General features: G+C 71.9%; 13 protein-coding genes. 7 read left to right on the top strand and 6 right to left on the bottom strand.

All coding sequences use genetic code 11. From position 1 onward, the window contains the following. Window positions 1-48: 48 nt before the first annotated feature. Entirely contained in the window at window positions 49-456 is a 408-nt protein-coding gene (locus tag DEJ49_RS15480; protein ID WP_150184666.1) for a hypothetical protein, read from the bottom strand. 89 nt (window positions 457-545) lie between these two features. Between DEJ49_RS15480 and DEJ49_RS15475 the strand changes: the two genes are divergently transcribed. Then, window positions 546-1,385, top strand: a complete 840-nt coding sequence (locus DEJ49_RS15475; RefSeq protein ID WP_223832851.1) for a helix-turn-helix transcriptional regulator — start codon at window positions 546-548, stop codon at window positions 1,383-1,385. Then, complete coding sequence (locus DEJ49_RS15470; RefSeq protein ID WP_150184665.1) at window positions 1,382-1,639, top strand: DUF397 domain-containing protein; 258 nt, start codon at window positions 1,382-1,384, stop codon at window positions 1,637-1,639. The genes DEJ49_RS15475 and DEJ49_RS15470 overlap by 4 nt, the downstream gene beginning before the upstream one ends. On the opposite strand, the gene DEJ49_RS15465 is transcribed toward DEJ49_RS15470, so the two are convergent. Next, the gene (locus tag DEJ49_RS15465) at window positions 1,613-2,818 is read right to left on the bottom strand and encodes a thiolase C-terminal domain-containing protein (RefSeq protein WP_150184664.1); all 1,206 of its coding nucleotides are present in this window, start codon (window positions 2,816-2,818) and stop codon (window positions 1,613-1,615) included. The two genes, DEJ49_RS15470 and DEJ49_RS15465, sit on opposite strands and share 27 nt — an antisense overlap. A 152-nt stretch (window positions 2,819-2,970) precedes the next feature. Between DEJ49_RS15465 and DEJ49_RS15460 the strand changes: the two genes are divergently transcribed. Then, window positions 2,971-4,206: an acyl-CoA dehydrogenase family protein gene (locus tag DEJ49_RS15460; protein WP_150184663.1), complete on the top strand. Its 1,236-nt coding sequence runs from the start codon at window positions 2,971-2,973 to the stop codon at window positions 4,204-4,206. Beyond that, on the top strand, window positions 4,206-4,685 hold the full coding sequence (locus DEJ49_RS15455; protein ID WP_150184662.1) for a nitroreductase/quinone reductase family protein: 480 nt from the start codon (window positions 4,206-4,208) through the stop codon (window positions 4,683-4,685). Before DEJ49_RS15460 ends, DEJ49_RS15455 begins: the two co-directional genes overlap by 1 nt. Before the next feature lie 91 nt (window positions 4,686-4,776). Here DEJ49_RS15455 and DEJ49_RS15450 read toward each other — a convergent pair whose 3' ends face one another. Continuing rightward, window positions 4,777-5,424 (bottom strand): TetR family transcriptional regulator, encoded by a 648-nt coding sequence (locus DEJ49_RS15450; protein WP_150184661.1) that lies wholly within the window; start codon window positions 5,422-5,424, stop codon window positions 4,777-4,779. 150 nt (window positions 5,425-5,574) lie between these two features. Between DEJ49_RS15450 and DEJ49_RS15445 the strand changes: the two genes are divergently transcribed. Next, a complete protein-coding gene (locus DEJ49_RS15445) occupies window positions 5,575-6,402 on the top strand; it encodes a VOC family protein (protein WP_150184660.1) in 828 nt (275 codons plus the stop codon). A gap of 182 nt (window positions 6,403-6,584) precedes the next feature. Then, on the top strand, window positions 6,585-8,984 hold the full coding sequence (locus DEJ49_RS15440; protein ID WP_150184659.1) for a PQQ-binding-like beta-propeller repeat protein: 2,400 nt from the start codon (window positions 6,585-6,587) through the stop codon (window positions 8,982-8,984). Between the two features lie 18 nt (window positions 8,985-9,002). Here DEJ49_RS15440 and DEJ49_RS15435 read toward each other — a convergent pair whose 3' ends face one another. The 3 genes from DEJ49_RS15435 to DEJ49_RS15425 all read right to left on the bottom strand — a co-directional run bounded on the left by DEJ49_RS15435 (window position 9,003) and on the right by DEJ49_RS15425 (window position 11,476). Further along, window positions 9,003-9,803 (bottom strand): enoyl-CoA hydratase/isomerase family protein, encoded by an 801-nt coding sequence (locus DEJ49_RS15435; RefSeq protein ID WP_150184658.1) that lies wholly within the window; start codon window positions 9,801-9,803, stop codon window positions 9,003-9,005. Next, window positions 9,800-10,255, bottom strand: coding sequence for a Zn-ribbon domain-containing OB-fold protein (locus DEJ49_RS15430; RefSeq protein ID WP_150184657.1), 456 nt, complete (start codon window positions 10,253-10,255; stop codon window positions 9,800-9,802). The genes DEJ49_RS15435 and DEJ49_RS15430 overlap by 4 nt, the downstream gene beginning before the upstream one ends. Before the next feature lie 69 nt (window positions 10,256-10,324). After that, a complete protein-coding gene (locus DEJ49_RS15425; RefSeq protein ID WP_150184656.1) occupies window positions 10,325-11,476 on the bottom strand; it encodes a lipid-transfer protein in 1,152 nt (383 codons plus the stop codon). Window positions 11,477-11,580: 104 nt separating this feature from the next. On the opposite strand from DEJ49_RS15425, the gene DEJ49_RS15420 reads away from it, so the two are divergent. Then, window positions 11,581-13,179 carry a FadD3 family acyl-CoA ligase gene (locus DEJ49_RS15420; protein WP_150184655.1) on the top strand — a complete coding sequence of 533 codons (1,599 nt, stop codon included), beginning with the start codon at window positions 11,581-11,583 and terminating at the stop codon, window positions 13,177-13,179. Window positions 13,180-13,195 lie beyond the last annotated feature (16 nt).

The following is a 13,195-nucleotide window of genomic DNA, read 5'->3' as shown; positions in this document are numbered from 1 at the left end:
CGATTGTGGCGCGGGCCGCCGACCGTTCCGCTCACTCCGGTATCTCGTTCACTCCGGTTCTCCTACGAGCTGCGCCATCAGTACGCCGTGCAGCAGCTCACCGTCCACGAACACCCCCTCCCGGGGCGGCCCGCACCGCCAGCTCAGGGGAAAGGTGTTGCCGTACACCGCCGGAACGCCGACGTACTGGTCCCGTGCGGCGGGCCCGAAACAGGTCGCCCCCGGTGGCCAGTCGAAGTCCTTGCTCGTCCCCGGCGCGAGCAGGAAGTAGTTCCAGCGGCCTCCGGACAGCTCGCGGATGACGGGGCCGGGGTAGCCCTCCGTGAGCGTGCCGAGGTGGTACACGACGGCCTCCCCGCGTACGCCTCTGACCCGGATGGCGTCGAAGTGCACGCCGGTGAGACGAAGTTGGAGGCCGGACGCCGGTACCCAATCAGGGGTGTGTTCGCTCGTCATGACTACGAGGGTCGGGGTGACTGCGTAGCGTGACCAGAGGCGCAGGGAACACATCGGCAGGGCGTGGAGAGGGCGGTGGCGTTGTGGTGATGGGTGAGAAGGCGACGACCGAACGGACGGGCACGGCTGTCCCGTCCCCGGCTCGACGGCTGGTGGGGGGCCTGCTCAAGAACTTCCGCGAGCGGTCCGGGATGTCCCGTAAGGATGTCGCCGGACGGCTCCTGGTGTCGGAGTCCCTGGCGGGCGCGTACGAGCGGGCCGAGCGCATCCCGACGTCCACGTACTTGGACGACGCGGACTCGGTGCTGGACGCGCGGGGCGCGCTGAAGGCGTGCATTCCGCTGATGGAGGAGGAGAAGTATCCGCCTACGTTTGTGGGGTGGGTGCGGCTCCAGAAGACGGCGGCCAGTATCAGTGGGTACGAGACCATGGTGTTCCCGGGGCTGTTGCAGACCGAGGACTACATCCGTGCGTTGTATGAGGAGCGGGTGCCGCAGCTGACCGAGGCCGAGATCGAGAAGAACGTGGCGGCGCGGCTGGAGCGGCAGGCAGTGTTGAGTCATACCCCGCCGCCCATGATCGGGTATGTCATCGAGGAGTCAGTACTCAAGCGCCTCATCGGCGGCCGAGAGGTGCTGCGGGAGCAGATGCTGCACGTGCTGGAATGTGTGCGCGCGATGCACCACCTGAGGGTGCAGGTCATGCCGACAGAGACGCGCGAGCACGCGGGGCTGCAAGGGGCAACCTATCTGCTCAGCACCGCCGAAGGCCGTAACTTCGCCTACGACGAAGGTCAGATCAGCGGTAGGTTGATCTCGAAGCCACAAGAGGTCAATCAACTCATCGACCGCTTCGGCGCCTTGCGGGCACAGGCACTCACGCCTTGGGCGTCTGCGGAACTGATCGAGAGAATGGCGGGACAGCTATGAACGCCGAGCTGGCGTGGTTCAAAAGCAGTTACAGCAGTAACGAAGGCGGCACTTGCGTCGAAGTCGCCTACACCTGGCGCAAGTCGAGCTACAGCGGCAACGAGGGCGGCGAGTGCGTAGAGGTGGCCACCTGCCCCCACGCCATCCACATCCGCGACTCCAAGACCGCCCACGACGGCGGCCCCACCTTCACGGTCACGCCCACCGCGTGGGAGACGTTCCTCCGGTCAGCGCCCGAGTACGACCGTCCCTGACGAGCAGAACCACCCGCCCGTCCCTGACGCCACCGCCAGCTCAGGCAGGGTGCCGTCAGGGCGGCGGACCTGGCCGTCGCCCGCCTGCCCCCTGAGCTGACGTACCGCCTCGACCAGCAGGAACAGGCCACGCATGCCGGGGTGCTGTGCGGAGAGGCCGCCGCCGTCCGTGTTCGTCGGCAGGCCGCCGTCCCGGAGCAGGCGGCCCTTCTCCACGAAGGGACCCCCCTCGCCCTTCTCGCAGAAGCCGAGGTCTTCCAGGGTCACCAGGGTCATGTACGTGAAGGCGTCATAGATCTCGGCCACGTCGATGTCGTCCGGCGTGACCCCCGCCCGCTCGAAGGCGAGGCGGCCGCTGACCGCCGCCGGGGAGACCGTGAAGTCGTCCCACTCGGACATCGTCGTGTGTGAGACGTGCTCGCCCGCGCCGAGCACCCACACCGGCTCGGACGCGCAGTCCGCCACGTACTCCTCGGCGGCGAGCAGCACCGCGCAGCCGCCGTCGGAACGTATGCAGCAGTGCAGCTTCGTGAAGGGGTCGGCGATCATCGGTCCGTCCAGGACCTCGTCGACCGTGATCGGGGTGCGGAACATCGCGTCCGGGTTGGTCGCCGCGTTCGCCCGTGCCTGGACGGCGACGGAGGCGAGCTGTTCGAGTGTCGTGCCGTACTCGTGCATGTGGCGGCGCGCGGCCATCGCGTACTTGGCGATCAGGGAGTGCCCGTACGGGACCTCGAACTGGAGCGGGCCGCGAGCGCCGAACGACAGATTCGACGTACGGCGCTTCGCTTTGATGTCGGCGCGGGCCGTCGAGCCGTAGACGAGGAGCACGGCGTCGGCGTGGCCCGCCGCTATCGCGTCCGTCGCGTGCGCGGCCATGACCTCCCACGTGGCGCCGCCGACCGAGGTCGAGTCCACCCAGCGGGGCCGCAGGCCTAAATACTCGGCGACCTCCACGGGCGCCAGCGTGCCGAGGCCCGCCGACGCGACGCCGTCGATGGCGTCGCGGGACAGGCCGGAGTCGGCGAGTGCGCGGCGCGCCGCCTGGGCGTGCAGCGCGTACGGCGTCGCCTCGTCGACGCGGCCGCAGTCCGAGAGGGCGACACCGACGACGGCGACCTTGCGGCCGGAGCGGGAGCGGGAGCCGGAACCAGAGTCGGAACGGGTGGCAGCAGACATAAATCTGACGGTACATCAGATTCCCGCCTCGGGAAGAGGGGTCCCGTCGCCGTCCACACTCTGTGCATATCGGCGCCACCGCCCTAACATGACGGCCCGTCAGATCTGGAACCCGGGCCGCCGTGCCCGGGGCCCCGGGGAGGAGCCTGCCGATGGACGCCGCCTTCAGCGCGGAGCAGGGCGAGATCCGCCGCACCCTTCGCGAAGTGATCTCCAAGCGGTGCGGGCCCGACGAGGTCAGGGCGGCCGTGCGCACGCCGGACGGTCACGACACCGCCCTGTGGACCGCCCTCGCCGAACAGCTCGGGCTGCCCGGACTCGCTCTGCCCGAGGCCTGCGGCGGCGTGGGCTGCACGGCCGCGGAGCTCGCCCTCGGCGTCGAGGAACTGGGGCGCGCCCTCGCGCCGACCCAGCTCCTCGCCACCGCCGTGCTCGCCGCCCCGCTGATCCTCGCCCTCGGCACCGCCGAGCAGCGCGCCGCCCACCTGCCCCGCATCGCCGCGGGTGAGCTGACCGCCGCCCTCGCCGTCCCCGGCACCGCGCTCGCCACGGCCCTCGGACTCGTCGGGGACAACAGCGGCGACTGGGCGGGCGGCGGACGCGCGGGCGGCGTGCAGGCGCGGCCCGCCGACGGGGCGTGGCGGCTGTACGGGCAGGCCGAGCAGGTCATCGACGGGCACAGCGCGGGGCTGCTCGTGGTCGCCGCGCACGCGGGTGGCTTCGCCCGGTCCCGTACGCTCCTCTTCCTCGTACGGGAGGGAGCGCCCGGCATGGTGCGGGCGCGGCAGACCTCCCTCGACGAGACCCGTACACAGGCCCGCGTCGAACTGCGCGACGTCGAGGCCGAGTTGTTGGGCACCGAGGACGCCGACGTGCCCGCCGCGCTCGCCGCCGTCGGGGACGTCGCGGCCACCGTCGTCGCCGCCGAGGCCGTCGGGTCGGCCGAACGCGCTCTGGAGCGCACCGTCGAGTACGTGCAGCAGCGCGAGCAGTTCGGGCGGGCGATCGGGTCCTTCCAGGCGGTGAAGCACCGGCTCGCCGACGTGTACGTACAGGTGCAGGCGGCGCGGTCCGCCGCCTACTACGCGGCGTGGGCCGCGGGCGCGGAGGCCGCCGGGTTCGGCGGGCAGGGCGCCGAGCGGGCCGGCGGGCTCGCGCTCGCGCAGGGGCTCGACGCGCTGCGGACGGCCGCGTCCGAGGCGGTGCAGCTGCACGGCGGCATCGGCTTCACCTGGGAGCACGAGGCGCACCTGTACTTCAAGCGGGCGTCCGGCGACGAACTCCTCTTCGGGCCCGTGCACCGGCTGCGGGCACGGGCGGCGGAGCGGGCCGGTCTCTTCGAGCCCACCCAAGTCGAAGCCGAAGCCGAAGTCGAAGAGGTCGTCTGATGGCGGGGGCCGGGCTGCGGCTCGTGCAGAAGGTGTCGTCCACCCGCGCCTTCGCCAAGGTCGCGCCGCACTTCATTCCCGCCATGGACCGGACCGTGCACCGGCTGACCCGGGGCAAGGTGCTGCTCAGCGCGCGGATGCTGCCCGGCGTCATCCTGACCGCGCGTGGCGCGAAGAGCGGTCTCGCGAGACGGACGCCGCTGGCCTGCATGCCGGAGGAGGGCGGGAAGAGCTGGGTGCTCGTCGGGTCGAACTTCGGGCGGCCCGGACATCCCGCGTGGACCGCCAATCTGCTGGCCGACCCCGATGCCGAGGTGAGCTGGCGGGGCGCCGACGTGCCGGTGCGGGCGCGGCTCCTGTCGGGTGCGGAGCGGGCCGAGGTCTGGGAGGCGGCGCTGAGGTTCTGGCCGCCGTACGCCGCGTACCAGGCGCGGGTGGAGCGGGAGATACGGCTGTTCCGGCTGGAACGCAGGGGTTGAACGCGGGTCCCGACCACAACGGCGGATCACCGAGGTGATCCGCCGTCGGGCTGACAGGACCGGGAAGGGGCTCGGGAGGGAGCCCTTTGGGCTACTTCGTCGGCTTCTTTCCCGTTACGCCCAGATGCACCAACATCGCCAGGTTCGGCTTGAGTTCGGCCTGCTTCACGCCCCACGTCTGGAAGCCCCGCTGGTGGGAGGCGACCGCCGCGAGCATCGCGACCAGGGAGCCCGCCATCGCCGTCGGGCTGATGTCCTTGTCGACCTTGCCCTTGGTCTGGAGCTCCTTGACCGTGTCGGCAAGGGAGTTGTTGACCGAGTTGAGGATCTTCATCCTGATTTTGTAGAAGCGCTTGTCGCCCTCGGCGGCGCCCAGGTCGACGACCCGGAGGATCGCGTCGTTCTTGCGCCAGAAGTCGAGGAAGCCCTCCACCAGGTCCTGGGAGGTCTGCCACCCCGCCTTGCCGACCCACGAGCGCCCGTCGAGGAGCTGGGTCAACTCGGCGCCCTCCGCGGCCATTTGTTCCGCGATCTCCAGAACGGCGCCTTCGACATCCGGGAAGTACTGGTAGAAGGTCGCGGGTGAAGTCCCCGCCTTCCGGGCCACGTCGATGACTTTGACGTCCCGGTAGGGCGAGGAGCTGAGCATCTCGCTGAGGCAGTCGAGCAGCTTCTGACGCGTCGCCTGACCGCGCCGACCGGCCACGCGGCCGTCGACGGTACGTACCTGTCCTGTCATGCCGTCAGCTTACCGAGGGGTGATCGGAGCGCGATTCGGCCGAGTGCAAATGGGGTCGGTGCGCGTGAGCGGGGCGCACCCCACGAGAATGAGCCAAGCGTTCGAATTTCTGCGCTGCGGGGTCCGGGCCGGGCCATTAGCTTGACTTTCATGGACTACGCGGAGCGGAACACAGGGGGCGGATACGCGGAGGGCGTGCCCTGCTGGGCCGACGCCATGCTGCCCGACGTGGAGGGCGGCAAGCGGTTCTACGGTGAGCTCTTCGGGTGGACTTTCGACACCGGTTCCGGACCGGAGTACGGGCACTACACCCAGGCGTACAGCGACGGCCTGCCCGTCGCCGCGCTCGCCCCCAAGTCCGACGGCCGCATGCCCACCGTATGGACGGTGTACCTGGCAAGCCCGGACGCCGCCGCGCTCGCCGAGCGGATCAGGCGCGCGGGCGGCTCGATGATCACGGACGTCATGCCGGTGGGGCCCTTCGGCTCCATGGGCCTGGCCGCCGACCCCGAGGGCGCCGTCTTCGGGCTCTGGCAGGCCGGGACGCACCAGGGCTTCGGAAAGCAGGGGAAGCCCGGCTCGTACTGCTGGACCGAGGTGTACTCCCGGGACAAGGACCTGGTCGACCCGTTCTACGAGCACGTCTTCGGATACGGCGGCCTCGACCTGGACCTCGACGGCGAGGACTTCCGCATCTGGTCGCCCGCGGGCACCGAGCCAGGACCCGACACGGCGATCGGCGGCCGCAGCCTCCTGGCCGGGCTCTCCCCGGCCGTCCCCGTCTCCGACCGGTACGTCCCCGCGCGGATGCCCGCACACTTCCTCGTCTACTTCAACGTGGCCGACGCCGACGCGAGCGCCGCCGCGGTGACCCGCCTCGGCGGGCGCGTCCGGACCCCGCCGGCCGACACCCCGTACGGTCGGATCGCGGTGTTCACGGACAATCAAGGGGCGACGTTCGCGGTCCTTCAGGGCTGAGCGGCCGTCCCGGAGGCCCGGAGGCGGGGTTTTGTCCGTAGACACCCCGATCCCGCCCCGGGTTCGCCACCGCCGCCTCGGACAGGAAGAATCAGGGTGCGTGCCGCCGTAGCGGCTCGGTGGTGAGACGCTGCACGGGGCTGTCTTCTTCGGCGGCCGCGTACGGGGAGGTGGCAGGGCAAGTGGTGGATCAGCTGACGCAGCACGATCCGAGGCGGATCGGCCCGTTCGAGGTCCTCGGCAGGCTGGGCGCCGGTGGCATGGGCCTGGTCTATCTCGCGCGCTCCGCGTCGGGACGGCGCGTGGCGATCAAGACGGTGCGGACCGAGCTCGCCGAGGACCAGCTGTTCCGTGTCCGCTTCACGCGCGAGGTCGAGGCGGCCCGCGCCGTGTCCGGTTTCTATACGGCGGCCGTGGTGGACGCCGATCCGCGGGCCGCCGTGCCCTGGCTCGCCACCGCGTACGTCCCCGCGCCCTCCCTTGAAGAAATAGTGAATGAACACGGGCCGCTGCCCACCCAGGCGGTGCGCTGGCTGGCGGCAGGCGTGGCCGAGGCCCTGGAGTCCATCCACGGCGCCGGGCTCGTCCACCGTGACCTCAAGCCGTCCAACGTCCTCGTCGTCGAGGACGGGCCGCGCGTCATCGACTTCGGCATCGCGTCCGGCGTCTCCAACACCCGGCTGACCATGACGAACGTCGCCGTCGGCACGCCCGCGTACATGTCGCCCGAGCAGGCGAAGGACTCGCGCAGCGTCACCGGCGCCAGCGACGTCTTCTCGCTCGGCTCCACCCTCGTCTTCGCCGCCACCGGGCACGCGCCGTTCCACGGCGCCAACCCCGTCGAGACGGTGTTCATGCTGCTCCGGGAAGGCCCCGACCTCGAAGGGCTCCCCGCCGAGCTGCGGCCCCTCATCGAGTCCTGCATGCAGATGGATGCCTCGCTCCGGCCCACCCCCGGCGACCTCCAGTCCCAGCTCGCACCGCACCTCTTCGCCTCCGAGAGCGGCGACAACGACGACAGCGGCACGGCGTCCGCCTGGCTGCCGGAGCGGGCCGTCGCGCTCATCGAGGCGCGCAGGGGCGGCCGTCCGCCCGCCCGTGTCCCCGCGGGTGCGGGCCGCAGCGGCGGTGGCGGCGGTGGCGGTGGCAGGGGCGCGGCCCCCGCCGTGTCCGCGGTGCCCGCCACCGCGCCGCCGCCCCCGGCGAGGCCGCCGCACCAGCCGTCCCACCCCCTCGCGGTCACGCCCGACGCAGGGCCCGTGCGGCTCGCCGGGGCGAAGGTGCCGATCGGCCCCGGGCCGCGGGTCGCCGGCGCGCGCGCCGCCGCCGTGCCCGCCGACCCCGGGCTCGCGGGATCCTGGTCCCGCTCGTCCGCCCACCGCGCCGCGGGCAACGGCGCGGCCCCGGCCGCCGCCCCGGTGCCCGCGCCCGCCCAGGCCCCCGACGCGGGAGCCGGCTGGCGGCCCTGGCGGTTCCGCATGTCCAACGACGTGTGGGGCACCCCCGCCGTCGCGGGCAACCTCGTCTACGTCACGTCCTTCGAGGTCCACGCCCTGGACGTCAGCACCGGCCGGCGCAGCTTCAAGACGCGCGACGTCGCCTGGTCCATGGCGGTGGCCGACGGCCGCATCCACGCGTCCGACGGCCCCACCCTCTACGCACTCGACGGCGCCGACGGCTCCGACCTGTGGCGCCTGCCGACCGACGCCTGGGTGTATTCGCTCCAGGCCGACCGCGGCACCGTCGTCACCGGCACCCGGGGCGGCGGCGTCCAGGCCTGGGAGGCTGTCAACGGCGAGAAGCTCTGGGAGATCACCGGCGCGCAGACCGACTTCGAGACGCCGGAGGCCGGACCCCGCGTCTTCGACGGCACGGTCTACGTCTGGAAGGACGCCCGGCTCCGCGCCCTGGAGGCACGCACCGGCGAGGAACGCTGGTCGTACCCCGTGGGCGACGCGGCCTCCTGCGGAGGCGTACCGGTGCGGCTCACCCAGGCGCAGGACGGGTACGTGTACGTGGCCGCGGGCAGCCGCGTCCTCGCGATCGACGTCGCGGGCGGCCATGTCCGCTGGCACTTCGAGGCGCCCGCCGCCTTCCTCTGCCCGCCCGCGTTCGCGCCCGGTCCCGCCGTGACGGGCGGCGGCGTGTACCTCGCCGACTACCTCGGCACGGTGTACGCCCTCGACGCGACGGACGGCCGCGACCGCTGGCGCATCGCCACGGAGTCCCGCTCCTCCATCGAGCCCGTCCTCGTCGCCGACGGCCACGTCCACGTGGGCAGCGGCAAGGGGCTCTACACCCTCGACGCGGTCACGGGCACGCCGAAGTGGCGGTTCCAGGCGGGCGGCGAGGTCGTCGGCACACCCGTCGTCGCCGACCGGCGCATCCACTTCGGCTCCACGGACCACCTCCTGTACACCCTGAAGGCGGACGACGGCCGCCTCCGCTGGAAGCTCGCCACAGGCGGCGAGATCACCGGGGCGCCCGTGGTGCGGGACGGTGTGGTGTACGCGTGCAGCAAGGACCGGTGCGTGTACGCGCTGGACGCGGAGCGGGGGACGGGGACGTCGCCGAGGGCCTAACCCGTCTCGTGCGGGCTTTCACCTCGTACGGAAGTCGCCGCTCCTGCGGTGCGTGAACAGCTCCGCCTGGCGGTCCCGCGGCAGGTTGCCCAGGGCGATCAGGTGGGGCGCGTGCGCCAGGGCCTGCGTGCGGGCGGCCTCCTTCGCCGACCAGACGGCCCGCACCGTGCCCTGCACGGCCTCCGTGGGGTACGAGGCGATGGTCTCGGCGGCGCGGACGGCCGCGGCGACCGCGCCGCCGGACGGCGTCAGCTCGGAGACCAGGCCCGTCTCGTACGCGCGCCGGGCCGAGACCCGTTCGGCCGTGCCCATCAGCGCCATCCTCGCGATCTCGCCGAACGGCATGCGCTGCGCCATGTGGATCGTCTCGTACGCGCTGACCATCCCGTACGTGGTGTGCGGGTCGAAGAACGTGGCGTGCTCGTCCGCCACGACGAACTCGGACTCCCCGATGAGATAGAAGGCGCCGCCGCACGCCATGCCGTTGACGGCGGCGATCACCGGCTTCCACAGGTCGTTGGCCTTCGGTCCGATCGCGATGAGCGGGTCGTCGATCGTGTACGGGGAGGCGGGCTGCGGGACGTCCGCGTCCCGGTCGATGCCGGTGCAGAACGCCTTCGCGCCCGCGCCGGTCACGACGACGGCCCGTACCGTGTCGTCGAACCGGTAGCGGCGCCAGGTCGCGGACAGTTCGTCCGCCGTCCGTACGTCGATCGCGTTGTGGCGCTCCGGGCGGTCCAGGGTCAGGACGGCGACGCCCGTGTCCTTGTCGACGGCCGTGCGCAGGGCGCCGGGCGCGGCCCCGGCCGGGGTGGTCATGGGCGCTCCAGGACCCAGCGCGGGACCACGGTTCCGGCGACCTCGGCGAAGACGACCTGGACCTTCGCGCCGATGCGGAGGCGTTCCGGGGGGATCGAGTTCAGGGGAGCGTCGGGCGCGGCGACGAGGTTGCCGACGAGGCGGATCCTCGGGGCTTCGGCGAGCTCGACGATGATCGCGTTGTAGGGGGCCTGTTCGGCGTAGGCGGGGAGGAGCGGGGGGTGGGGGAAGACGTACGACCAGATGCGGCCTCTGCCGCTCATGCGGCGCCAATTGCTGTCGAAGGACTGGCAGTGGGGGCAGCAGGGTCTTGGGGGGAAACGGAGGGCGCCGCAGGCGGTGCAGGCTTGTATCCGTAGCTCGCCTGCGGCGGCGTACTCCCAGAAGGGGGCGCCGTCTTCGTCCTGCGTGGGCGTCAGGAGGGGTTCCGTTTTTGCCGTCGCGTCTGCCATGGTCTCTTCTCTCGCGAGTGCGGGCTCGTTGTGGCTGGTCGCGCAGTTCCCCGCGCCCCTGAAGGTCCCCTACGGGGCCCTCAGGAGCAGCGCTGAGGTCGGGACGCCTTCGCCCGCCGTCACCAGGCAGGTCGTCGCGTTCGGGACCTGGGCCGTGCTCGTGCCACGCAGCTGCTTCACGCCCTCGTTGATGAGGTTGAAGCCGTGGACGTAGGCCTCGCTGAGGCCGCCGCCGCCCGTGTTGATGGGGAGGCGGCCGCCGCTCTCCAGGGCGCCGCCCTCCGTGAACGCGCCGCCCTCGCCGCGGTCGCAGAAGCCGTACCCCTCCAGGGAGAGCGGGATGAGCGGGGTGAACGCGTCGTAGATCTGGGCGACGTCGACGTCCTGCGGGCCGAAGTCCGCCTGTTTCCACAGGTGTCGGGCCGCCGTCCATGCGGGGCCCGAGAGCGGGTCGTCCGTCCAGTAGTTGACCATGCCGTGGTGCTGGGCGGGCAGCCCCTGCGCGACGGAGTGGACGTACACCGGCTTCCGGCGGCAGTCGCGCGCCCGCTCGGCGGAGACGATCACGCAGGCCAGCGCGCCGTCCGTCTCCAGGCAGTTGTCGAAGAGGCAGAGCGGTTCGCTGATCCAGCGGGACGTCATATACATGTCGCGGGTCAGCGGACGCTCGTACATCATCGCGGCCGGGTTCTGGTTGGCGCGGTTGCGGCAGGCGAGGGCGACGTTGAAGAGGTGGTCGCGGGTCGTGCCGTACTCGTGCATGTGGCGGCGGGCGAGCATCGCGATCTCGTCGGCGGGGCGGAGCAGGCCGAAGGGGCGCGTCCACTGTGCCGGGGTGGGGAGTTGGACCGTGGTGTTCTTCCAGGGGCGCGGGCCGCTGCCGCGTTTGCGGGAGCGCCAGGCGATGCCGACGCTCGCCTGCCCGGTGGCGATGGCGGACGCGAGGTGGCCGACCGTGGCGCAGGAACCGCCGCCGCCGTAGCCGACCTTGCTGAAGAAGGTGACGTCACCCGCGCCGACGGCCTTGGCGACCTCGACCTCGTCGGTCTCCTCCATCGTGTACGAGGCGAAGGCGTCGACCTCGGACGGCGCGATGCCGGCGTCGTCGAGCGCGGCGACGATCGCCCGGCACGCCAACTCCTTCTCGGTCGACCGGAGTTGTTTCGCGAACGGCGTCTGGCCGATTCCCACTATCGCTGTGGCGTCCTTGAGTGAAGCCATGGACAACGGCACCTCCGCCGGTCGCGAGCATGTCACCACTGCTGACAGCGCGTCAGGCTACAGCTAATCTGACGGTTAGTCAGCTAGCGGGAGAGGTGCATGCGATGCGCGGCGACCTGGAGTGGGGCAGCATCCCGGGACTCGTACGGGCGGCCGCCGAGCGGTACGGCACGCGGGAGGCGGTCGTCGAGGGCCGCACCCGCATCTCGTACGCGGAACTGGGCGAGCGCGTCGAGCACGCGGCGGCCGCCTGCATGGCCAACGGCGTCGAGCCCGGCGACCGCGTCGCCGTCTGGGCGCCGAACACCCTCGACTGGATCGTCTCCGCGCTCGGCGCCGTCGGCGCGGGCGCGGTCCTCGTCCCCCTCAACACCCGCTTCAAGGGCACGGAGGCGGCGTACGTCCTCGCCCGCAGCCGCGCCAAGGTCCTCTTCGTCACGGGCACGTTCCTCGGTACGTCGTACGTCGCCTCGCTGCGCCGCGCCGCCGCCGACGGGCCGGGCGAAGGACCGCTGCCGGGGCTGCCGCACCTGGAGCAGGTCGTCGTGCTCGCCGACGACGCGCCGCAGGACTTCCGCACCTGGAAGGACTTCCTGGCGAGCGGCGACAGGGTGTCGGCGGACGCGGTCCGTACGCGCGCGGCGTCCGTCGAGGGCTCCGCGCCCTCCGACATCGTCTTCACCTCGGGCACGACCGGCCGCCCCAAGGGCGCCGTCATCACCCACGCCCAGACCCTGCGCTGCTACGACATATGGAGCGACCTGGCCGGGTTGCGCGAGGGCGACCGCTATCTGATCGTGAACCCGTTCTTCCACACCTTCGGCTACAAGGCGGGGATCATCGCGTGCCTGATGCGGGGCGCGACGATGGTGCCGCAGCCGGTCTTCAACGTGGACACGGTCCTCGCCAACGTCGCCGCCGAACGCATCTCCGTCCTGCCGGGCCCGCCCACCCTGCACCAGTCGATCCTCGACCACCCGTCCCGCGACCAGCACGACCTCTCCGCGCTGCGGCTCGTCGTGACCGGCGCGGCGGTGGTGCCGCTGCAGCTCGTGGAACGGCTGCGGGCGGAGCTGCGCATCGCCACCGTCCTCACGGCGTACGGCCTTTCGGAGGCGAGCGGCATCGTCACGATGTGCCGACGGGGCGACCCGGTCGACGTCATCGCGGCGACGTCGGGCCGGGCCATCCCCGACACGGAGGTACGGGTGGCGGCCCCCGGCGGCGAACCGCTCCCGCCGGGCCACCCCGGCGAAGTGCTCGTCCGCGGCCACCACGTCATGCGGGGCTACTTCGAGGACCCGGAGGAGACGGCACGGTGCCTGACGCCCGACGGCTGGCTGCGGACGGGCGACGTCGGCGTCCTCGACACGGCGGGCAACCTCCGCATCACGGACCGCATCAAGGACATGTTCATCGTCGGCGGGTTCAACGCCTACCCCGCCGAGATAGAGCAGCTCCTCGGCGTGCACCCGGCCGTCGCCGACGTCGCGGTGATCGGGGTGCCCGACCCGAGGCTCGGCGAGGTCGGCAAGGCGTACGTGGTGCGGCGCCCCGGATCCGTGGTCACGGCGGACGACCTGATCGCGTGGGCGCGGCGTGAGATGGCGAACTACAAGGTGCCGAGGACCGTCGAGTTCGTGACGGAGCTGCCGAGGAACGCGAGCGGGAAGGTGGTGAAGGGGGAGCTGAGGGGGAGCTGAGGGGCAGGGCCGCGGC

The organism is Streptomyces venezuelae, from assembly GCF_008642335.1.
GTDB lineage: Bacteria > Actinomycetota > Actinomycetes > Streptomycetales > Streptomycetaceae > Streptomyces > Streptomyces venezuelae_F.
Note: the sequence above shows the minus strand (reverse complement) of the source record. Positions and strands in the feature narration are given on the sequence as shown.